The sequence below is a fragment of the Paraburkholderia sp. GAS41 genome (assembly GCF_050436545.1).
In the GTDB taxonomy this organism is placed as follows: Bacteria; Pseudomonadota; Gammaproteobacteria; order Burkholderiales; family Burkholderiaceae; genus Paraburkholderia.
The window spans coordinates 94,376-116,633 of record NZ_JBNDMK010000027.1 but is presented as its reverse complement, the minus strand read 5'-3'; the positions used below and the strand labels follow the sequence as shown (position 1 = coordinate 116,633).

The following is a 22,258-nucleotide window of genomic DNA, read 5'->3' as shown; positions in this document are numbered from 1 at the left end:
CGGATTACCCGTGTGAAAGTAGGTAATCGTCAGGCTCCCTAGCAGCAACAGAAACCCCACCCCACAAGGTGGGGTTTCTGCGTTTACGGAAAGGCCATTAATTGCGACACACAGCATCTGTGTTCCGCAATTGAGTGCAGGTAAGACGGAATGATTTTGTAAGTATTCTGACTGCGGATCGCCTGTTCCTTTCTGGATGTAATAAACAAACAGCCTCGCGCTACGTCAGCTTTCAGCTCTGTCAACCCGTTCGAATGGCCCCCACCATGCACCAAAATAGGACGTTTTCTCATCGAAACGACTAAAATTTGTGCAAACGCACATCGCGCCCGGTGGGCGCAATACCCAAGACTGCAATAGTGTCTGCCAACCACCGCATTAATCGCTGAACAATTGTTTGCGGCGCTGCAAAAATCTCAATTTCGGGTTATGCTCCTCAACCTTTGGCGTTATGCTCGTTAACCCTTTGCGCCTGTGCGACATTGGGACGCGTTGACCTGGCCCCCGAATCGAGTAATGCGCCTATCCGGCGTAATAAGACCGTAATACGTATTTCAATGCTTTCAGTTTGACGGCCTTGATCCGGACGTTTTCCTGCTTCAGCTCTTTAAAGAACAAATGCAATCCGCACCGCTTCTTAGCCTTTTGATCTGGGTCCCCATTGTGGCGGGCATCATCGTTTTGCGATTGGGTTCCGGTTCGCCGGGCCGCGCCCGTGGGCTCGCGCTCATCGGTGCACTCGCAGGTCTCCTGCCGGTCATCCCGCTGGTCGCTGGCTTCCAGAACGGTGTGCCGTCCATGCAGTTTGTCGAGAACGTCAAGTGGTTGCCGTCTTTTGACATCGCGTGGCACCTCGGAGTAGACGGGATATCGCTGTGGCTGATCGTCCTCACTGCACTGACGACCGTCGTGATCGTGGTCGCGGGTTGGGAGTCCATCAAGCTGCGTAGTGCACAGTATTTCGGCGCATTCCTGATGCTGTCGGGCTTCATGCAAGGTGTCTTCACCTCGCAGGACGGCATGCTGTTCTTCGTGTTTTTTGAGGCGACGCTGATCCCGCTGTATCTGTTGATCGGAACATGGGGCAACAAGAATCGCTCGTACGCGGCGGTCAAGTTCTTCTTCTTCTCGTTGATCGGCTCGCTGATGATGCTGATCTCGATGCTGTATCTGTACGCACAGACCCACAGCTTCGACCTCGAAATCTGGCGCACGGCTCAGCTCGGTTTCGTGCCGCAGATGCTGGTTTTCCTCGGCTTCCTCGCAGCGTTCTCCGTGAAGGTGCCGATGTGGCCGGTCCATACCTGGCTGCCTGACGTCCACCTCGACGGGCCAACGGGCGCTGCCGTGATGCTCGGTATGCTGAAGATTGGTGGCTACGGTCTGCTGCGTTTCGCGTTGCCTATCACGCCTCAAGCGAGCCACTTCTTTGCGCCGGCCATGATCACGCTGTCGCTGGTCGCGGTTATCTACTCGAGTCTGCTGGCACTGGTACAGACCGACATCCGCAAGCTGCTCGCGTATTCGTCAGTGTCGCACATGGGCCTCGTTACGCTGGGTCTCTTCATCTTCAATCCGCTCGGCCAGGAAGGCGCGATCATGCAAATGATCTCGTACGGTCTGGTGTCCGGCGCCTTGCTGTTGTGCACGGGCATGCTGCACGATCGCACGCAAACCGGCTCGATCGACGCCTACGGTGGTGTGGCCAACACCATGCCCAAGTTCGCCGTCTTCGTGATGCTGTTCTCGATGGCGAACGTCGGCTTGCCGGGCACCGCCGGTTTTGTCGGCGAGTTCATGGTTCTGATGGGCGCGGTAGGTTTCAACTTCTGGATCGGCGCACTCGCAGCGCTGACGTTGATCCTGAGCGCGTGCTACACGCTGTGGATGTACAAGCGCGTCATCTTCGGTGCAATCGCTAACGCGCGAGTCGCGAAGCTGGCCGACGTGAGCAAGCGCGAATTCGTTTTGCTGGGCGCCATGGCGGTGTTGGTGCTGGCCATCGGTATCGATCCGAAGCCGCTCACCGATGCGATCAATCCGTCGTCGAGCAGCCTGCTCGCGCAGACCAATCGCACGCCACAATCGGTCGAGGCTGCCTCGGTCGAAAACGGCGAACGTTTGCAAGCCCGTGCTGTGGTAAACGCAACACACGCTCCAGGCTAATCGCAGGACTTCTTTAGCGGCGTCGTGTCTTCGAAAGGGGACACGGCGCGCTTGTGTTTGTAGAGTCCAAGCGTGCAAAGTGCTCTGGATATACGGCCATTACTGGCTTGTGGTTCGTAGCAATAACCGTCGCTGCATGAGCTTGATACGAAGCGAGCGGCGCTCGTTGGGGCTGCGTTGTGCGGCAACGTGTCACACATTTGCGACTCGCAAGAGATCGTTGCAAAAAAAGTTCTTTGTAACGCGATTACGAGGCTTTACCATGCGACCGCTTACTAATGGAGAGCGGTCGGATGATGTTCATCGAAGACGTAAAGAGCAGGCAATCGATATGAAAGAAAAGACTCTACGGGGGGCGATGACTTCCATCGCCATTGGGCTGGTCACGCTGATGTCAGGTTGCAGCAACCTGGATATTCTGAATCCCAAGGGCAGCGTGGGCGTAGCCGAGCGGGATCTCATCAGCGTTTCGACGTGGGCCATGCTCATCGTCGTGATTCCCACCATTGCACTGACGCTGCTGTTCGCGTGGCGCTATCGCGCGTCGAACAAGAACGCCGAGTACCGTCCTGACTGGTCGCATTCCACGGCCATCGAGGTCGCGGTGTGGACCATCCCCACGCTGATCATTCTGTTCCTGGGTGTGCTGACGTGGAAGAGTACGCATGAGCTCGATCCGTACCGTCCGCTGCAATCCAGTGTGAAGCCGATCAATGTCGAAGTGGTTGCACTCGACTGGAAGTGGCTGTTCATCTACCCCGATCTCGGCATCGCTTCGGTCAATCAGCTCGCGCTTCCCGTGGGCACGCCGGTGAACTTCAACATCACGTCGGACTCGGTGATGAACTCGTTCTTCATCCCGCAGCTTGGCGGCCAGATCTACGCGATGGCAGGCATGCAGACGAAGCTGCACCTGATCGCGGATGAGGCAGGCGACTACGCAGGCGAATCGGCCAACTTCAGCGGCAAGGGCTTCTCGGACATGAAGTTCCGTGCAATCGCTTCGTCGCCCGCCGATTTCGACGCATGGGTCGCGAAAGTGCGCGCCTCGTCGAACAGTCTCGACATGAACCGCTACAACGTCGTGTCGCAACCGGGCGAACAAGCGCCGGTCACCTACTTTTCGTCGGTCGATCCGAAGCTCTTTCACAACATCATCGCCCGCTACAACAACGGCAACGTCATGGATATGAAAGACGACAGCAACTGTAAGGCCAAGGGGTAACGCATGTTCGGTAAATTAACCCTCGACTCGATTCCGTACCACGAGCCGATTATTATGATGGCCGCCGCCATGATGGCGGTCGCCGCGGTGGCGGTGCTGGGCACCGTGACGTATCTCGGCAAGTGGCGTTACCTGTGGAGCGAGTGGCTGACGTCGGTCGACCACAAGCGCCTCGGCGTCATGTACATCGTCGTTGCGCTGATCATGCTGCTGCGCGGCTTTGCCGACGCGATCATGATGCGTACGCAACTGGCGCTGGCGTATCACGCTCCTGGCTATCTGCCGCCGCATCACTACGATCAGATCTTCTCCGCGCACGGCGTCATCATGATTTTCTTCATGGCGATGGTGTTCATGGTGGGCCTGATGAACCTGATCGTGCCGCTGCAGATCGGCGCACGCGACGTGGCCTATCCGTTCCTGAACTCGCTGTCGTTCTGGATGACGGCAGTCAGCGTGATCCTGATCAACATCTCGCTGGTGATCGGTGAGTTTGCGCAGACCGGCTGGCTGGCTTATCCGCCGCTGTCGGAGCTGAAGTTCAGTCCGGGCGTCGGGGTCGACTACTACATCTGGAGCTTGCAGCTCTCGGGTATCGGCACCTTGCTCACGGGTATCAACTTCTTCGTCACGATCGTCAAGATGCGCGCGCCTGGCATGACGTTCATGAAGATGCCGGTGTTCACGTGGACGGCGCTGTGCACGAACGTGCTGATCATGGCTGCATTCCCGATTCTGACGGTCACGCTGGCCCTGCTTGGTCTCGACCGTTACCTCGGCATGCACTTCTTCACGAATGACGGTGGCGGCAACGCCATGCTGTATCTGAACCTGATCTGGGCGTGGGGCCATCCGGAGGTGTACATCCTGATCCTGCCGGCGTTCGGTATCTTCTCGGAAGTCATCGCGACGTATGCGAAGAAGCCGTTGTTCGGCTACAAGACCATGGTGTACGCGACGTGCGCCATCATGGTGCTGTCGTTCCTCGTGTGGCTGCACCACTTCTTTACGATGGGTTCGGGCGCGGACGTGAATGCCTTCTTCGGCATCGCGACCATGATCATTGCAATTCCGACCGGCGTGAAGGTCTTCAACTGGCTGTTCACGATCTACAAGGGCCGCCTCGAGTTCTCGACGCCGGTGCTGTGGACGCTCGGCTTCATGGTCACCTTCACGATCGGCGGTATGACCGGCGTGATGATGGCGATTCCGGGCGCGGACTTCGTGCTGCACAACAGCCTGTTCCTGATTGCGCACTTCCACAACGTGATTATCGGTGGCGTGCTGTTCGGTTATCTGGCTGGTTTCAACTACTGGTTCCCGAAGGCCTTCGGCTTCAAGCTGCACGAAAAGCTCGGCAAGGCGGCATTCTGGTTCTGGCAGGTCGGTTTCTGGGTCGCGTTCACGCCGCTTTACGTGCTGGGCTTCATGGGCATGACGCGTCGTCTGAACCATTACGACAACCCGCAATGGTATCCGTGGCTGCTGATGGCTGAAGTGGGCGCGATCCTGGTTGCGATCGGTATCGGCTGCCAGCTGCTGCAACTGTACGTCAGCATTCGCGACCGCAATCTGCCGGAAAACCGCGACTTTTCGGGCGATCCGTGGGATGGCCGTACGCTGGAATGGTCGACGACTTCCCCGCCGCCGGTCTACAACTTCGCAATCGTGCCGACCGTGCGTGAACTGGATACGTTCACCGACATGAAGAAGCACGCCAAGGCCAACACGAGCAAGCCGGTGTATCGCGACATTCACATGCCGTCGAACACGAGCGCGGGCCTCGTCATCGCGATGTTCAGCCTGGTGCTCGGCTTCGCGGCAATCTGGCACATCTGGTGGCTGGCGATCGTCGGCATCGTCGGGGCAATCGGTACGGTGATCGTCCACAGCTTTAGCGACGACCACGGCTACTACATTCCGGCCGAGACGGTTCGAAAGATCGAAGAAGCACGCAGCGCAGGTAAGGCGCTTGAATTGGCAGAGGTGGATTAATGTCACAGACGACTACTTTAGGGCACGGCCACGGGCACGACGTCCACGACGCGGACCACGTGCCGTCGCAATCGGTGTTCGGTTTCTGGCTGTACCTGATGACCGATTGCATTATCTTTGCTTCGCTGTTCGCGGTTTTTGCAGTGATGAGCCACCAGTTCGCCGGTGGCCCGACTGCCAAGGATATGTTCGAGATTCCAGGCGTGGCGCTGGAAACGGCCGCGCTGCTGTTGAGCTCGATCACGTACGGCTTCGCCATGATCGGCGCGCACAAGGGCAAGAAGGGCATGTTGCTCGGCTGGCTGCTGGTCACGTTCCTGCTCGGCGTGTCGTTCCTCGTGCTCGAACTGCGCGAATTCGCACACCTGATCGCGGAGGGCGCGGGTCCGGACCGCAGCGCGTTCTGGTCGTCGTTCTTCACGCTGGTCGGCACGCACGGTTTGCACGTGACGTTCGGCCTGCTGTGGATGATCGTGCTGAGCGTGCAGGTGATCCGCAGTCCCAAGCTGACCGAGCGTGACCTGACGCGCCTGACGTGCCTGAGCCTCTTCTGGCACTTTCTGGACATCGTCTGGATCGGTGTCTTTACCTTTGTCTATCTTACGAGTGTGATTTAAATGGACCACGGCCATACCGCTCACTCGGGTGAAAGCCACGGTAGCTTCGGCAGCTACACGGCTGGCTTCATCCTGTCCGTCCTGCTGACTGCTGCGGCATTCGGCATCATCATGACCGGCTCGTTGACCGGTCACAACGCGGTGCTGGCAGTCGCCGGACTGGCGTTCGTGCAGATCATCGTGCACCTGGTGTTCTTCCTGCATATGAACACCTCGTCGGCACAACGCTGGAACGTCATGGCGTTCGGCTTCACCGTGCTGACCGCTGTGATCCTGATTGTCGGCTCGTTGTGGATCATGCATAACGTCAGCATGAACATGATGTCGCGCTAGGCAACACTGGCTTCAGATGGATGCAAAACGGCCCCTCAGCGAGGGGCCGTTTTGCGTTCTACACCTTGAGTTACTTTTTGCGTGTGAGTTTCGGAGCCGGCGCGGTCGTATCGCGAATCACCAGTTCCGACAGCGGCACCTTGTACGCGTCGCGCCTTGGCTTGACGCCTTCAATACGGTCGATCGTTAACGCGACCGCAATGGACGCGATCGCGGCGGTCGGAAAGCCGACGGTGGTGAGCGCAGGGCGGAACTGATGCGCCAGATGGATGTTGGTCAGTCCGATCACCGAAAGATCCTGCGGCACGCGTTTGCCGAGATCCGTCGCCGCCTGGATCGCCCCGATTGCCATCAGGTCGTTGGTCGCGAACAGCGCCGTCAGTCTGGGCTGCTCGTCGAGCAGCGCGCGGGCGGCTTCATAGCCCGCTTCGATCGAATCGCGGCACGCGTGGACCTTCACGGCGTCCGCGGCCATACCTCGGGCAGCCAATGCCTCGACGAAGCCACGCAGGCGCGTGGATTGCGGGCCACCTGACCCTTCCCCCAGCAGCGCGCCGATCCGTCGATGCCCGAGTTCGTACAGATGCGCAGCGGCGAGCTCGCCCGCATGCGTGTAATCGACCGTGACGCAGGGCAGCGCGCGCGTCGCCTGAGCGCTCTCCCACATACACAGCACGAGCGCCGAGCCGCGCTGTGCAATATCGGCGAGTTCCGCGGCGCTGACATCGGTGTTCATCACGATCACCCCGGCGGCGAGCGTGCCCGCGATCTTGTCGAGGTAGGCGCGCGCGATGGCGGGGTCGTCGTCCGTGTTGCAGACCAGCAGAAAATAGCCACGCTGCCGCGCCGCGGTTTCCGCTTCCAGCACGAACTCCGGATAAAACGGGTTCGAGATATTGGACAGCATCAACGCAAGCGTGGACGTGCGTCCCTCGGCCAGTGCGCGCGCCGTGAGGTTAGGGCGATAACCGAGTTCGCGCACGGCCGCCATGACGCGCTCCACGGTGGTCGGCTTCACCTTCTGGGGATTGCGTAACACGTTGGATACGGTGGCGGCCGTGACGTGCGCACGTTTGGCGACTTCAGCAAGCGTCACCATGAATGGCGCACCACAGCGAGGGTTAACGAGCGGTCGACTGCCGTACACGGCCGCCTGGATAGTGTTTCGCCCATATATTGAGACGTCGTTGTAAGGGTTGCGTGTCCCGGACAGCTCGGCTAATTTCACGTTCAGGCACGAGAGGAACACATGTTAATTCAAGCGAAGAGATTTTCACCGAAAAATTTAAGCGCTTAAATTTTTCGGCCAGCAGCCCGAAAATTGCCACCCATAAAATTGAATATCGGAGACGACCATGAAGTTCAAAGCTGGGAAATTGTTGTTGGCGGGCATCGCGTGTATCGCGATGACGGCCACCACCTTCGCGGACGCCGCGACGTTGCGGGTCACCGTATCCGCGCGGGGCAGTCAGCGCGCGGTGTGGCAAGACGCGTTCGATCAGTTCGAAAAGGCCAATCCCGACGTCGATCTGAAAGTGACCTATGTGGGAGAGGAGGCCTACAAGGTGCAGATGTCCGGCTGGCTCGCGACCGATCCGCCTGACGTGCTGAGCTGGCACAACGGTGAGCGTATGGCGTATTTCGCCAAACGCGGCTTGCTGGACGACCTGAGCAGCGACTGGCAGAAGGACGGCTGGAATCAGACCTACGCCGCGGTGAAACCGCCTTCGACGTACGCAGGCAAGCAGTACGCGGCGCCGCTCGGCTATGACTCGTACGGTTTCTTCTATCGCAAGGACCTGTTCGAAAAGGCGGGCATTTCGGGCGAACCGAAAACATGGGACGAGTTCCTCGCTGACTGCAAGAAGCTGAAGGAAGCGGGCATTGCACCGATCGCCGTGCCGGCCAAGGACTCATGGACACTGGCAGCGTGGTTCGACTATCTCGACCTGCGCATCAACGGCTACGCGTTTCACGAGCAATTGATGGCGGGCGAAATCCCCTATACCGACGCACGCGTGCGCAAGGTCTACGCCACGTGGAAGACGCTGATCGACGACAAGTATTTCGTCGACAACGCGCTTTCATATGACGTCGACTCGGTGAGTCCACTGCTCGTCAACGGTCAGGCTTCCATGATGTTGATGGGCACGTTCTTCTCGGCGGGTTTGCCGGCCGCGACGCGCGACAAGATGGGCTATTTCCGCTTCCCGGTGATCGATTCAGCGGTGCCGATGGCCGAAGACGGTCCGGTCAACATCCTGATGATTCCCGCCAAGGCTAGCAACAAGAAGGACGCGCACCGTCTGCTCGCTTTCATGGCGCAACCGCAGATCAACGGCGAACTGGCGAAGGGCTGGGGCCAACTGCCGTCGAACAATCAGGCGCCGGAGCCGCAGGACCCGATCTCGAAGATCGGCTTCCAGATCCTCTCGAGCACGCCGGGTGGTGTCGCGCAGTTCTACGACCGCGACATGACCAAGGAAATGGCCGACGAAGGCATGAAGGGCATGCAGCAGTTCTATAGCGATCCTAACCAGATCGACGCCATCCTGAACCACCTCGAACAGTTCCGTCAGCGGATCTACAAGAAGTAGCTCAAGGCATACCCGGGTTGGGGCGTACCGCGCCACGCGGTAGCGCCGCAACCCGGCACTCTGCATCTGGACGAGGAACCTGAACATGTCCACCACCATCTCCGACAAAGCCGCGCCCGTCAGCCGCGTCCGCCGCAGGGCGCCCGCGCCGCTGAGCCGGCGCCGCAATCGCACGGCCTTGCTGTTCCTGTTGCCGGGCGGCCTGGTGTTTGCGATCTATGTGATCTACCCGGTCATCAGCAGCATCGCCCTGAGTTTCTATAACTGGGACGGCATGACGCCGCGCGTTTTCGCGGGACTCGACAACTACCGCGAACTGCTGCACTCCGACACGTTTTACACCGCGCTGAAGAACAACGTGATCTGGCTCGTGCTGTTCCTGCTTGCGCCGCCCTGCGGTCTGGCGCTCGCGTTGTATCTGAACCAGAGCGTGCGCGGCATCCGCCTAGTGAAGTCGTTGTTCTTTGCGCCATTCGTGCTGCCGGGCGTCGTCGTGGGGCTGGTGTTCGGATGGTTCTACGATCCGACCTTCGGCCTGCTGAAGCTGATCGTCGGACACGGTGTGCCGGTACTGGGCGATCCGCGTTATGTGACCTACGGCATCATATTTGCCGCGCTGTGGCCGCAGATTCCGTTCTGCATGATTCTCTACCTGACTGGACTCACCGGCATCAACAGCGAGGTGATCGAAGCGGCCCGCATGGAAGGCGCGCAAGGTTTCAAGCTGCTATGGCATGTGATTCTGCCGCAGCTGCGACCGGCCACGTTTATGGCCGTCGTGCTCACGGTGATCGGCGCGCTGCGCAGCTTCGACCTGATTTCGGTGATGAGCGGCGGCGGCCCATTCGACAGTTCCACGGTGCTGGCCTATTTCATGTATGACCAGGCGATCAAGTACTACCGCGAAGGCTATTCCGCCGCGATTGCGGTCGTGCTGTTCGCGATCATGCTGATCTTCATCGTGTGGCAATTGCGGCGCCTCGTGCGCAGCGAATCCTGAGGAGCCGACATGTATCCGATGCCCGTCGCCCGCTGGCGACCTGGTAGCCGCCTGCTTTACAAACTCTCGCTGCCGTTTGCGTTGCTGCTGTGGCTGTTACCGCTGCTTGCGGTACTCGTGACGTCGATTCGTTCCAGCGACGAACTCTCGGCAGGGAATTACTGGGGCTGGCCCGAGCACTTCGCCTTGATCGAAAACTACGGCACGGCACTGACGCAAACGCCGATGCTGCATTACTTCTGGAACAGCATCCTGATCACGGTGCCGTCGGTGGCGGTGTCGATCTTTCTCGCCTCGATGGCAGGTCACGCGCTGGCGAACTACCGCTTTCGCGGCAACCTGCTGCTGCTGGCGATCTTCGTAGCGGGCAACTTCGTGCCGGTTCAGATTCTGATGATTCCGGTTCGGCAACTCACGTTGGCGCTCGGCCTGTACAACACGGTGTTAGGACTGGTGCTGTTTCACACCGCTTTCCAGACCGGTTTTTGCACGCTATTCCTGCGCAACTTCATCCGCGCCTTGCCGTACGAACTGATCGAGGCGGCGCGCGTGGAGGGCGCGAGCGAGTGGGCGATCTATTCGCGCATCGTGCTGCCGCTAGTGCGGCCTGCGCTCGCGGCACTCGGCATTCTCGTCTTCACCTTTGTGTGGAACGACTATTTCTGGGCGCTCTGTCTGACCCAAGGCGATGACGCGGCGCCGATTACCGTGGGCGTCGCGGCGCTCAAGGGGCAATGGACGACCTCGTGGAATCTGGTTTCCGCGGGCTCGGTGCTGGCTGCGCTGCCCTCAGTCGTCATGTTCTTTGCCATGCAGAAGCACTTTGTGACCGGACTCACGTTCGGCGCCACCAAGGGATAGCGGCGCGGGCCGCGACCGCTGCGACCGCAGCGGTCACTACGATCACAACGTCTAGCGGGAGCACCATGCATCTTGGAGTTTGTTACTACCCCGAACAATGGCCGCAGCATCAGTGGGAAAGCGATGCGCGCCGGATGGCGGAACTGGGCATCAGCCGCGTGCGTATCGGCGAATTTGCGTGGAGCAGAATGGAGCCCGAACCGGGACGCTACGAATGGGCGTGGCTCGATCACGCTATCGACGTGCTGGCCAGACACGGTCTGAAGGTTATCCTCGGTACGCCGACTGCGACACCGCCCACGTGGCTGGTCAACCAGCATCCCGAGATCCTGCCGGTCGACAAGGACGGCCTCACGTTCAATCTCGGCTCGCGACGTCACTACGACATTTCGAGCGAGATCTATCGCGAGCATTGCGCGCGGATCGTGACGCAGATGGTGCAACGCTATGGCACGCATCCCGCGGTGATTGCCTGGCAGACCGACAACGAACTGGGTTGCCACGACACGTCGCCAAGCTTCACGGAGGCGGCGCGCAAGCGTTTCGGCTCATGGCTGGCAGCACGCTACGGCGAAGTGGAGCGGCTGAACACGGCCTGGGGCAATGTGTTCTGGAGCATGGAGTACCGCAGCTTCGAGGAAATCGGGTTGCCGAACCGCACGCCCACCGATGCGAATCCGAGCCACTGGCTCGACTTCCGGCGTTTCACGTCGAGCGAAGTGGCGAGCTTCCATGGTTTGCAGGGCGAACTGATTCGCGAGCATGCACCGGGGCGCGACCTGTTGCATAACTTCATGGGCTTTTTCACGAGCTTCGATCACTACGAATTCGCCGAAAGCGGACTGGACGTGGCCGCCTGGGACAGCTATCCGCTGCCGCGCACGGAAGTCCTGTGGTTCGACGACGCGGACAAGCACCGTTGGGCACGCACCGGACATCCGGACATTCCGGCCTTCAACCACGATCTGTACCGGGGTGTCGGCAAGGGACGCATGTGGGTGATGGAGCAGCAGGTGGGGCCGGTCAACTGGGCGCCTTACAACCCGGTGCCGAAGGCAGGCATGGCGCGTCTCTGGACGTGGGAAGCGTTTGCGCACGGCGCCGAGCTGGTGTCGTATTTCCGCTGGCGTCAGGCGCCGTTCGCGCAGGAGCAGATGCATTCGGGCATCAACGCGCCGGATGACAAGCTGACCGCCGGCGGCTACGAGATCGCGCGGGTGGCGGGTGAGCTGGAGAACTTCGACCAGGATGCGGCGGCGAAGGCTAGGTCGCGCGCGCCAGTGGCGCTGCTGTTCGACTATCCGGCAGACTGGATCGTGCAGATCCAGCGCCATGGCGCCGATTTCGATTATCAGCGTCTCGTGTTCGAGTGGTACTCGTGCCTGCGCGAAATGGGCGTGGATGTGGACATGTTGCCGGCGACTGCCGATCTGAGCGGCTACCGGCTGGTGGTCGCACCGTCGTTGCCGGTCGTGCCGGACACGCTGGTCGCACAGATCCAGGCCGGTCACGCCCACTGGCTATTCGGGCCGAGGACGGGTTCGAAGACCGCGGACTTCACGATCCCCGCCACGCTGCCGCCTGGCCCGCTGCAGGCCGTTCTGGACGTGCGGGTGTCGCAAAGCGAATCGTTGCGCCCGTCGCTACGCCCGGCGGTGTCGTTCGACGGGGTGAGCGGACACGGTCGAAGCTGGCGCGATCATATCGAAGCGGGGCGCGGTGTCGAAGTCATGGCGGCGTTCGACGATGGTGTGCCGGCCGTCGTGCAAGCCGGACGCGTGCGCATGACGACCTCGTGTTTCGACCCGGCGTTGCAGCGTGCGGTGCTGGAACGCTGCGTGCGCGATGCCGGAGTTGAAGTGCTGACGCTGCCGGAGGGCGCCCGTTTGCGCCGCCGCGGCAAGGTGCGCTTCGCCTTCAACTATGGCGAGACGACGTGGCGTGTGCAGGCGCCGGTAGGGGCGCATTTTGTGCTGGGGGGCGCCGAAGTCGGACCCTGCGACATCGCTGCGTGGATCGAAATGCGCTGACGCCGGCAGCGGGCGCGCTAACGCGATCCAGCAAGCTTTGGCATACTGCCGGTTCACCCGTGCGTCGTGCCGGCCACCTTCCGGGGAGGTCGGCACGCGTGCCATTGCCGACAGCTAGCTACATCCACTGAGCGGATTCCCCGTCCGAGTGTATGCAGTCAGCATGACCTCATCGATGAACTACTCCCGGCTCGTCAGTCTCACGCGCATCCCGTCCTTCATGTCGCTGGCGGGCGCGACGCTGATGCTCGGGGTCGCCATGTCGTTCACCGCGCCGTACCTGTCGCTGTTCGGTGTGGAGCGAGCCGGCATGACACCGCTCAAGCTCGGGCTGTTCATGACGCTGATTGCGGCGAGTGGGGTGGCGGCGAGCGGCTGGGCCGGCAAATGGTCCGATCGCCACGGTCATCACCGTACGCTGCTGCTGGCGGCGCTGGGCGCAGCGGCGCTCGGATTTCTGTTGCTGTGTTTCGTGCGCGATTACCGCGCGCTTCTCATCATTGGGATCGCGTTTCTCGGCGCGGGCGGTTCGGCCCTGTCGCTGGTGTTTTCGTTCGGCCGCGCGGCGTTGCCCGTGACGAGCGAGTCCGAACGGACCTTTGCCACCGCAACGCTGCGCACGGTGCTGTCGGTGGCGTGGGTATTCGGGCCCTCCGTGGGTGCGCTGGTGCTGGCCGGGATCGGCTTCTATGGGCTGTTTCTGTTCGCGGCGGCGTGCTTCGTCGCATCGGGCGTCATCATCTGGCGCATGCACGAGGCGCCGGTCGAGGACTTGCCCGAGGTGCCGGACCACGTGCCCGGTGATCCGGCATCATCGCTGGAAGTCACCACGGTCGAACCCGAGACGCCGGTCAAGCCGGATTTCGTTCACCCGGTCGCGTCGTCGCGCGTGATCTGGCGCTCGGTGCTGGCGTTGACGCTGATCGGCCTCGCCGCCAACGCGACCATGATCGTGTTGCCGCTCTATGTCGTGCGCGGTCTGCACGGCTCGAGCATCGACGTATCCATCATGCTCGGATTGGGCGCCTTCCTCGAAATTCCGATGATGCTGGCGCTCGGCGCCCGCGGTGCGACGCTCAACAAACTGCGCTGGCTTGCAGCGTGCGCCGGCGTGCATATGCTGTATTTCATCTGCGTGGCCGCGGTGGGTTCCGTGTCGTTGCTGATTCCGATGCAGGCGCTCAACGCCTTCGTGGTGGCGGTGACGTCGTGTCTTGGCATGACTTACGTGCAGGATCTGATGCCGCGCACGCCCGGGGCGGCCACGGCATTGTTCTTCAACTCGTCGCGGGTCGGCTCGATTCTGTCGGGCGTGCTATCGGGGTTGCTGGTCGCGGGTGTCGGCTATCGGGGCACCTTCCTGTTTTGCGGCTGTCTCGCGCTGGTGGCACTGATCCTGTTCGCAGATCCACCGTGGCGGCGCTGGGCGCGCTACGTTCAGGAGCGCTGGCCGAGCCGCTAGGCGTCCGGCATTGGGCTCGATCTGAACGGGGAAGATGACGCTGGCTCGTACGTGCAAGCCGCGACATCAGCCTCACAAGAGCCTCATGGGCTCGCGGTAGCAAGATCTGCAAAACTGATCGATTTTGCTTCGCACGCCTGCGTGAATGCGGCATCGTAGCTCGTAAAGAAAACCACCCGCTGCTTGCCCAACTCTTTAAACAGATCGACCAGCACTGCGCGCGCGGCGGCATCGAGCCCGCCGGCAGGTTCATCGGCAATGACGACAGTGGGCGCGCCAACCGAAGTCGCCGTGAGGAACATTTTCTTGCGCGTGCCGAACGACATCTGCTCGAAGCGTTTCTCAAGATGCGACGTCAGGCCAAAGCGCTTTGCCAGTTCGAGCGTGTATGGCTCGAGCGTCGCATTTCTTTGCGCAGCCACGCGTTCGAGAAACTCACGCCCGGTTTCGAGCGGAAACGTCAGGCAGTCTTCGGGTATGTAGGTGAGGGCGGATTTCGCCGCGTGCGGAATGGTACGCAGCGAATGGCCGCCAATCCAGACCTCGCCCGCGTCTGGTTCGATCTCTCCGGCGAGAACGGCGAGCAAGGTGGACTTGCCGCTACCGCTTTCGTCGTTCAGCGCAACGCAGCCCGTGCTGGCGCTGTAATGCAATCCGTAAAAGACAGTGCGTTCGCCGTAGCGTTTGCACAGGTTGTCGAATCTAAGCATGGTTCATCCGTTTTCTCAGACTGACAAGTTTACATTCCTTCGACGGTGAAGACGTGCTGATCGCGCTGCATGGGCGTTCTGCCGTGTCTAATCCCTCCCACGCCAGGCCAGAAAAAATTCAACCGGCATCGGATCACCCGTAAAATACCGCCCGTACGACTCGTGGAAGCTGGTGAAAATCCAGCGCGGTCGCGCCACTGTGACCGGTTGCAGCCTGAACCGGAAGTCAGACCTCGGCGTCGTATCCCTCTTCCGACTTTGGGGCGCGTAATCCCCTGGAGATATCTGCATGACCGACCTTGTCTGTGAGCCGGACTTCCAGCTAGACCCCTATTCCGCCGATGGCTCCGCTTCGTGTCCCGTTGCGAGTCTGCGTTGCGCGTTTCTATTGGCGCTTGCATCGGCGCGCGAGCACGCAGGTCGCTAAGGTGCGCTAATCAGGCGGCCCGCGAGATGATGGTGCCGCCCACACTCCGCTGCGGTTAGCGCTGCCCCGGTTTCGCAAAAGAAAGCATTTTGTAATGACATGCATCGGACTTCGAACCATTGCGTTCGCGTGCGCAGCATGTCATCCATTCTTCTAATAATCAGGTTGTCCCTTATGAAGTTCCGTCGTTTGATCATCACTTCGGCTCTGACCGTTTCGGCGTGCCAGCTTGCGCATGCCGCGGACGACGTGTCGTTACCGCAGCCGGATCAACAGGCTGCGGCAGCCACCACGCTGCCGAATATTCTCGTCACCGGCGACACCCAGCACCTGCCGCAATCGTTCGATCAGCGCTACGCCTCGACGCAGGTTCTCACGCGTGCGGATCTGGCCCGGCTGTCTCCCATCGACCCCAGTATCACGCAGGCCCTCGCCACGCTGCCGGGCGTCACGATTACGCAAAACGGCGGGCCGGGTTCGTTGGCCGGCGTCAGTATCCGAGGTTCATCGGCGAATCAGGTCGCGGTGTTCATCGATGGTATCCGCGTCGGTTCCGCGACCACCGGCCAGGTCGAGTGGGCGGATCTGCCGACCTCCGCGTTCGATCGTGTCGAAGTCATTTCGGGCCCTGCGGCCGCGTCATTCGGTGCCGACGCCATGGGCGGCGTGGTGCAACTGTTCACGAACCACGCGTCGAATCAGCCGAACCAGACCACGATTTCCGCTGGCGGCGGCTCGAACAAGACCTTCGACACGCAGGTGCGCACGTCGGGCGCGATCCCGTCCACCGGTCCGCTCGCGGCATTGTCCGGTCTGACGTACTCGCTGGGCCTGCACGACTACAACACCGCGGGCATCGACGCGACCGCGCCATGGGCCTATGGCCACGAGGATGGCCGTAATCCGTACCACGCGCAGAACGTGGACGCACGCCTCGGCTATGCACACGATAACTGGTCGATCTCCACGTTTGCGCTGTACCACAAGTCTGATCTCTCGTATGACGATGCGGGCGGCGACGACCGGCAACTCGATCATCAGCTGACGACGGGCGTGGCATTCCACCTGGACATCACGCCGTTCACCCAGTTCGACCAGTCAGTCGGCTACGCGAACGATCGTCAGTTCCTGTATACGAACACTCCGGGCATCCCGACCGACGAAATCGATTCGACGCGTTTGAGCACGTCGACTTCGCTGACCCATCAGGAGCACGGTTTGAGTCTTTTCAACCTGCCGCTGTCCGGCGAAACGAAGCTCGCGTACGACTTCTCACGCGAACAAGCCTTCCTGCCCGTCGACATTCCCACAGGCGTTCCGACCCGCAACGATTCCGCCGTTTCACTGCATCAATCGGCGACGTTAGGTGATTTGACCGTGTTCCTCGCGGGGCGTCACGAGATTGTCGAGGGGCAGTCGGTCAATACGGGCAATGTCGCGGTAGCTTGTGCAATCACGCCGATTTATACGGCGCGGCTCTCGTACGGCAACGCATTCCGTCTGCCGACTTTCGACGATCTGTACTATCCGGGCTACGCGAATCCGAACCTGCTGCCCGAGCGCAGCGATACGGTCGAGGCAGCACTGGACGCCACCACGTCGTTCGGTACCTTCACGGCCGCTATCTATGACACGCGTGTCCACGATCTCATCACGTACGACTCGGTGACATTTCTACCAGTGAACGTAGGCCGGGCGCACATTCAGGGCATCGACCTCTCGTACAAGGGCACGCTCGGCAACTCGACGCCCGTCAGTCTCGCGGTCGGCATTCTGAATCCGCAGGACGTCACGGACCAGACGTGGCTGAATCGCCGCCCGCGTCAAACGGTCAGCCTGAGCGTCGACCACGTGTGGGACGAGTTCCATTTGCACGCGCTTAGCACGGGGGTGTCGTTGCTCTATGGCGGCTCGACGTTCGACGACCAGGCGAACTCCATCTACCTGCCGTCGTACACAACGGTCGGGCTGCGTGCGGCGTACAAGATCAATTCACATCTCACGCTATCTGCAAACCTGTCGAATCTGTTCAACCGGCAATACGTGACGGCATACGGGTACAACTCGTTGGGACGGACGGCATTCGGTAAGATTTCCTACACGTTCTAAGCAAGCCTGGCCGCAAGCGATCGATCGCTTGCGGCCAGCCCGTCAACCCTACGCGCGAATTTCTCGCGCGCTATCTTTAGCCCTTGCGGAACAGCGGTGCGCCCCACGGTGCGCCCGTCGTGCCGCCGTCGACCACGATTTCCGCCGCGGTGGTTCCCGACGCGTCATCTGAGGCGAGGAACAAGAAGGCTTTGGCCACTTCTTCAGGCGTGGCGAAACGCGCGAGCGGGATCGCCGCCCCAAGCGCTTCTTCGGTGGCATCGAGGGTTGCGCCGACGCGTGCGCCCCGTGTCCAGATCGGCGTGCGTGTGCCACCCGGGATCACCGTGTTTACACGAATACCGCGCGTGACGAGTTCGGATGCAAACACCTTCGCCATGCCGGTTACGCCGGCCTTGGTGGCGGAATACGCGGCTGAGCCCGGAGAACCGAGTTCACGCATGACCGAGCCGTTCAGGACGATCGAACCACCGGCGCTCATCAGCGGCAGCGCGCCTTGAACAGTGAGAAAAACCGCGGTGAGGTTGGTGCGCAGAATCGCCTCGAACGCGGCGGCGGTCGTGCCGCCGAGCGGCGTGGGACCGGAAATGCCCGCGTTGGCGAAGACTACGTCGAGCGAGCCGTAGGCCTCCTGAATCTGCTTGAACATCGAATCGATGGCGAGCGGATCGTCGAGATCCACCGCGATGCCAAGAGCCTTTTCACCCAGTTCAGCCACTGCGCTGTCCAGCTTCGCGCGATCGCGCCCCGTAACCACGACTCGCGCACCTTCCGCGATCAAAAGTTGTGCCGCCGCGAAGCCAATACCGCTGTTGCCGCCCGTTACAAGCGCCGTTTTTTCAGTAAAACGCATCGTCCTTCTCCTGTGTAGTACGCCGCGAGAGCGCGTTTAGAGCCGCGGCTCCTCGCTTTGTGAGACCTGTTACGCGGCGCTGAAGCGCAGCCGCATCCGAACCATCACGAGCACTGCCAACATCCGGTCAATCTGTATGTTGATCGTCATGCACATTTTCAGTATTATGCTCGTCATGCAGATTGTCAAGCGTCACGGAGAAAAAAATGGGCTATTCGCAGGCACAAAAGGCTGAGAGCCGGCAGCGAGTTCTGGAAAATGCGTCGCGGCAGATTCGCGAGCACGGCATCGAGGCGCTCGGTGTGGCCGACTGCATGCGCAGCGCGGGGCTCACGCATGGGGCGTTCTATGGGCACTTCGCATCGCGCGATGCGTTGATCGTAGAGGCGCTCGAATATGCGCTGAAGCGAAGCCGCGAGCGCATCGTGGCGCACGAGGCCGATAACGGGGAGCCTGGCGGGACACCGCTGCGGTTCATCGCGGAGATGTTCCTGAACGAGCGCCACATGGAGAATCCAGGCGAGGGGTGTGCGCTGTGCGCATTAGCCGGCGAGGCGCGGCATGCGAGCGCCGATGTGCGGGCGCTGTTGACGCGGTATCTGCATGACCTCACGGCGCGTGTTGCTGAGGCCACGTCGAGCGGCGACGAGAAGGCGGCACTGGGTATCGTCGCGACGATTGTTGGCGCCATCACGCTCGCGCGCGCGGTAGATGACGACGCGCTCGCTAAATCGATTCTCGCGTCATCGCTCGCGCTGGTGATGACGCAGGATGATGCAGGTCGTTAGGCCGCCGTCTTACGACTCGCAAGCCATGCCTGGGTGCGCGAGGCAATGTAATCCGCGTACTCGGCGCGGGTCTTCAAGACCGGCATCTGATGAAACGTGCCGCCGTTCGTGTCGGGCACGGGCAGGCGCGATACCAGATCCGCGTGGACCTGTTGCAGATGCGACGGCAGTTCCGCCGTCGCGGCGTGGATGCCGCCCGATTGCGGCACGCTCACCGAAGCGAGCGGATCGTCGCTACGCGGCGTCGTGAGCGTCAGCACCTCGCCCACGTCAGGCGCGGCTGCGTCGCGAGCCGTGAGAGCGGGCAGGTTCCAGCGCGTCTCGACCGTCTTCAGGATCGAGGTGTGATCGAGCGGCATGGTGCCTTCCGGAACGCGGAACACCGTGCCCGGTGCGATCAATGGCGAAACCAGCACGGTAGGTACGCGCAGCCCGAAACGCTTGAAGTCGAACCCGAACTCGCCCGCCGAATGATCCGGCGGCACGGCACCGAGAGGCGGGGCGACATGGTCGTAGCAGCCGCCATGCTCGTCGTACGTGATGATCAACAGCGTCTTGTTCCACTGCGCCTCGTTGCTGCGTAAGGCGTAGTACACGTCGTGGATCAACTGTTCGCCCAAGGCGACATCGTAGTTGGGGTGCTGGCTGTTGCCGGTGGACTCCCAACTCGGTTCGAGAAACGTGTAGGCCGGCAGCGTGCCGTTTTGTGCCGCGCTCTGGAAGTCGGTGAAGAGACCAAAGTGGTCGTCCGACGCGTTCGTCGTATCCGGGAAGTTCAGCCGCGTGAGCGGGGGCTGGTCGTATCCGTAGATGATCCAGCTCTGATCGTGCTGCGACAGCAAGCCGAAAATACTCGGTGAGGTATAGGTTCGGGTCTTGTCGTCCATGTGCCCCTGGCTCGTTGCCGCGCAGACAAAAGCGCGATTCGGCAGCGTCTCGGTAGGCACTGAACTGAACCACTGGTCGCACACCGCGTAGCCACGCGCCAGTCCTGAGAGCACCGGTAACATCGCCGGCGTGTACATGCCCATGATGTTCGAGGCCACGGTACCTGGCAGCACTGACCAACTGGGTTCTTTCGATTCCCAGCCGAGCGTGTAGACGTAGTCGGTGACGAAACCCTGGTTGGTGGCAACAGGCGGCGAGGGCGCATTGATGGTGCCGAACAACTGCGAATTCGTTGCGCTATAGCCTTCGCCGGGATCGGCGCCGGGCTGAAAATACGCGTTGCTGTCGCTCGCCTGAATCGCGTAGACCTTCACGGCTTCGCCATTCGCGGCGGGGTTGGATTCAGTGCCGGTTAGTCCGTCGAAACTCTGGCCTGAAGGCGATTGATTCTGCTGATCCGCGTAGAGGAAACCGAGCATGTGATCGAACGATCGGTTCTCCAGCATCAGGACCACTACATGCTCAATCGCGGCAAGCTGGTTAGCCATGAATTCTCCCTCGTCGATCTCGTTGCGGCGGACGGACTGCATGGCGCGGCGCGCGTTGCAGGGAACGCAGGCTCAGGCACGGTACGACATCGCGCTAGGCGTGCATGCGTCCCGAGGCTTCGACCTTGGCAGTTGCGACGGGTTCGACCCAACATTCGTCAGGGCTTGCAAGGCCAAAGCGCCGCACGAGTTCATGACCCTTTGATGTCACGCGGTAAAATTTTTGGCCGGATTCCGCGGCTACGACTTCAACCAGATGTGCATGTTGAAGGGGCAATACGTCGAGATCGGCCCGCACGCTGCGCTCCGGCGAGCGATACAGCACGAACAGGGTAGCTATCTCGTGATGACTGAGAAGGTTTGTCATGGGAGGCGTCAATTGCGGGTAAAGCGGGGCAGCATGCAGGATTGCGAAATGCGGAAAGGACAGTGCCTTCGATGGTTTGGACTTTAGCTGAGGATCGTGACAGTATCCCTACCGCCTCACTCGAATGTTCGACCGGATACAAAAGGCGCCTCCCACGATGAGTTTCCGTCCTGTTGTCGTTGAAATCTCAGACACGTCTGCACCGTCCCCAATTGAAACCCATGCACGGGAAGGACTGATTGTCCCTTCGATGACGGTTGTCGAGGCGTTCGTGTTGCTCGCCACGTCGATTTCCGGCGAAGCTGCGGATCGGGTTCGTAAGCTAAACGCCAGCGCCGCCCCTGAGGATCTGCACAAGCTTCGTGTGGCAATGCGCCGGTTGCGCACGTTGTGGTGGGCCTATGAGCCTCTACTCGACAAGAAAGACGCGAAACTGCAACGCCGTGAGTTCAAGTCGCTCGCCGATGCCGCTGGCCGGACACGAGACTGGGATGTCTTACACGAACTGATTGTGGCATCCGACCTGTGGGACAAACACGCGTTGAGTGTGCTGATCGATGTGATCGCGGAACATCGGGCCGAAGCGTTATCGTTCAGCCGGAAGGCGATTGGCAATCCGGGTGTGGAGCGGATACTCGAGCAGGCTTTGGTGAACGCGCGTCGACAACTCGATTTGCACCGTGACGACCGTTCTATTGCAAGTTTTGCCGAAGAGCGGGTACAGGCGGCCGAAAGGGTTTTGAAAAAGCGCGTCAGGAAAGCAGCGCCAACGCACGACTCAGATTATGCGGCCCTTCACGATGTCCGTATCGCGGGGAAAAACCTGCGATATCTGCTGCAGTTTTTTTCGCCGGTTCTGGATGGCGGGCACCAGGCTGTCATTGAACGACTGACGGTGGTGCAAGACGAACTAGGTACATTGAATGACCTGGTGACGAGCGAAGCATTGCTTCGAGAATATGCATTCCAGTTGGGCGAGGCGAAGCAGGTGAAGCACGCGATTGCCTATCTGCAACGCGCGACGGCACATCACATGCACCACGCGCACGACATATTGCGAGCGATGGGTTCGATGGTCTAACAGCCAGCGCCTCGCCTAAATCGGTCCGCGTCTATGCAAATTCCGACCGGCGGAGTCCCGCGTCATGCGGCCAGTCTGTTGCAGCACGTTCTCCTGCCGCGCGCGCCGATGCCTGCGAGTCAAATAGGTCCTCGCTATACGCCACTACCTTTTTGCCCGTACCGTGCTGTCGTTCGGTCGTGAGAGCCCAATGCCAGCCAC

The 22,258-nt window shown here is 60.7% G+C and carries 18 protein-coding genes and 1 riboswitch; of the genes, 13 read left to right on the top strand and 5 right to left on the bottom strand.

Annotated features, from left to right (window positions below):
• Positions 1 to 618 precede the first annotated feature (618 nt).
• The 5 genes from P3T43_RS29380 to cyoD all read left to right on the top strand — a co-directional run bounded on the left by P3T43_RS29380 (position 619) and on the right by cyoD (position 6,336).
• Positions 619 to 2,166 (top strand): complex I subunit 4 family protein, encoded by a 1,548-nt coding sequence (locus P3T43_RS29380; protein WP_429284509.1) that lies wholly within the window; start codon positions 619 to 621, stop codon positions 2,164 to 2,166.
• 331 nt (positions 2,167 to 2,497) lie between these two features.
• A complete protein-coding gene (cyoA, locus tag P3T43_RS29375) occupies positions 2,498 to 3,391 on the top strand; it encodes a ubiquinol oxidase subunit II (RefSeq protein WP_429284508.1) in 894 nt (297 codons plus the stop codon).
• A gap of 3 nt (positions 3,392 to 3,394) precedes the next feature.
• Positions 3,395 to 5,386, top strand: coding sequence for a cytochrome o ubiquinol oxidase subunit I (gene cyoB, locus P3T43_RS29370; protein ID WP_429284507.1), 1,992 nt, complete (start codon positions 3,395 to 3,397; stop codon positions 5,384 to 5,386).
• Entirely contained in the window at positions 5,386 to 6,003 is a 618-nt protein-coding gene (gene cyoC, locus P3T43_RS29365) for a cytochrome o ubiquinol oxidase subunit III (protein WP_429284506.1), read from the top strand. The genes cyoB and cyoC overlap by 1 nt, the downstream gene beginning before the upstream one ends.
• Positions 6,004 to 6,336 carry a cytochrome o ubiquinol oxidase subunit IV gene (cyoD, locus tag P3T43_RS29360; protein ID WP_429284505.1) on the top strand — a complete coding sequence of 111 codons (333 nt, stop codon included), beginning with the start codon at positions 6,004 to 6,006 and terminating at the stop codon, positions 6,334 to 6,336.
• Between the two features lie 70 nt (positions 6,337 to 6,406).
• Here cyoD and P3T43_RS29355 read toward each other — a convergent pair whose 3' ends face one another.
• Entirely contained in the window at positions 6,407 to 7,435 is a 1,029-nt protein-coding gene (locus tag P3T43_RS29355) for a LacI family DNA-binding transcriptional regulator (RefSeq protein ID WP_429284504.1), read from the bottom strand.
• A 256-nt stretch (positions 7,436 to 7,691) separates the two neighbouring features.
• On the opposite strand from P3T43_RS29355, the gene P3T43_RS29350 reads away from it, so the two are divergent.
• From P3T43_RS29350 to P3T43_RS29330, 5 genes are all read left to right on the top strand, one after another.
• Positions 7,692 to 8,933 (top strand): ABC transporter substrate-binding protein, encoded by a 1,242-nt coding sequence (locus P3T43_RS29350; protein WP_429284503.1) that lies wholly within the window; start codon positions 7,692 to 7,694, stop codon positions 8,931 to 8,933.
• A gap of 85 nt (positions 8,934 to 9,018) precedes the next feature.
• Positions 9,019 to 9,933 (top strand): carbohydrate ABC transporter permease, encoded by a 915-nt coding sequence (locus P3T43_RS29345; protein ID WP_429284502.1) that lies wholly within the window; start codon positions 9,019 to 9,021, stop codon positions 9,931 to 9,933.
• Positions 9,934 to 9,942: 9 nt separating this feature from the next.
• Positions 9,943 to 10,794 carry a carbohydrate ABC transporter permease gene (locus tag P3T43_RS29340; RefSeq protein ID WP_429284501.1) on the top strand — a complete coding sequence of 284 codons (852 nt, stop codon included), beginning with the start codon at positions 9,943 to 9,945 and terminating at the stop codon, positions 10,792 to 10,794.
• A gap of 65 nt (positions 10,795 to 10,859) precedes the next feature.
• Complete coding sequence (locus tag P3T43_RS29335; RefSeq protein ID WP_429284500.1) at positions 10,860 to 12,824, top strand: beta-galactosidase; 1,965 nt, start codon at positions 10,860 to 10,862, stop codon at positions 12,822 to 12,824.
• 175 nt (positions 12,825 to 12,999) lie between these two features.
• Entirely contained in the window at positions 13,000 to 14,286 is a 1,287-nt protein-coding gene (locus P3T43_RS29330; protein ID WP_429284499.1) for a sugar efflux transporter, read from the top strand.
• Between the two features lie 83 nt (positions 14,287 to 14,369).
• On the opposite strand, the gene P3T43_RS29325 is transcribed toward P3T43_RS29330, so the two are convergent.
• A complete protein-coding gene (locus tag P3T43_RS29325) occupies positions 14,370 to 14,996 on the bottom strand; it encodes an ABC transporter ATP-binding protein (RefSeq protein WP_429284498.1) in 627 nt (208 codons plus the stop codon).
• Positions 14,997 to 15,150: 154 nt separating this feature from the next.
• Positions 15,151 to 15,240, top strand: a riboswitch (adenosylcobalamin (AdoCbl) riboswitch).
• Positions 15,241 to 15,597: 357 nt separating this feature from the next.
• On the opposite strand from P3T43_RS29325, the gene P3T43_RS29320 reads away from it, so the two are divergent.
• Positions 15,598 to 17,532: a TonB-dependent receptor domain-containing protein gene (locus tag P3T43_RS29320; RefSeq protein WP_429284497.1), complete on the top strand. Its 1,935-nt coding sequence runs from the start codon at positions 15,598 to 15,600 to the stop codon at positions 17,530 to 17,532.
• 76 nt (positions 17,533 to 17,608) lie between these two features.
• On the opposite strand, the gene P3T43_RS29315 is transcribed toward P3T43_RS29320, so the two are convergent.
• The gene (locus tag P3T43_RS29315; RefSeq protein WP_429284496.1) at positions 17,609 to 18,385 is read right to left on the bottom strand and encodes an SDR family NAD(P)-dependent oxidoreductase; all 777 of its coding nucleotides are present in this window, start codon (positions 18,383 to 18,385) and stop codon (positions 17,609 to 17,611) included.
• A gap of 206 nt (positions 18,386 to 18,591) precedes the next feature.
• On the opposite strand from P3T43_RS29315, the gene P3T43_RS29310 reads away from it, so the two are divergent.
• Positions 18,592 to 19,173 carry a TetR/AcrR family transcriptional regulator gene (locus P3T43_RS29310; protein ID WP_429284495.1) on the top strand — a complete coding sequence of 194 codons (582 nt, stop codon included), beginning with the start codon at positions 18,592 to 18,594 and terminating at the stop codon, positions 19,171 to 19,173.
• On the opposite strand, the gene P3T43_RS29305 is transcribed toward P3T43_RS29310, so the two are convergent.
• Positions 19,170 to 20,651: an alkaline phosphatase family protein gene (locus P3T43_RS29305; protein ID WP_429284494.1), complete on the bottom strand. Its 1,482-nt coding sequence runs from the start codon at positions 20,649 to 20,651 to the stop codon at positions 19,170 to 19,172. The two genes, P3T43_RS29310 and P3T43_RS29305, sit on opposite strands and share 4 nt — an antisense overlap.
• Before the next feature lie 52 nt (positions 20,652 to 20,703).
• Entirely contained in the window at positions 20,704 to 20,976 is a 273-nt protein-coding gene (locus P3T43_RS29300; protein WP_429284493.1) for a hypothetical protein, read from the bottom strand.
• 157 nt (positions 20,977 to 21,133) lie between these two features.
• Here P3T43_RS29300 and P3T43_RS29295 point away from each other — a divergent pair, with 157 nt between their 5' ends.
• The gene (locus tag P3T43_RS29295) at positions 21,134 to 22,057 is read left to right on the top strand and encodes a CHAD domain-containing protein (protein ID WP_429284492.1); all 924 of its coding nucleotides are present in this window, start codon (positions 21,134 to 21,136) and stop codon (positions 22,055 to 22,057) included.
• Positions 22,058 to 22,258: the final 201 nt, after the last annotated feature.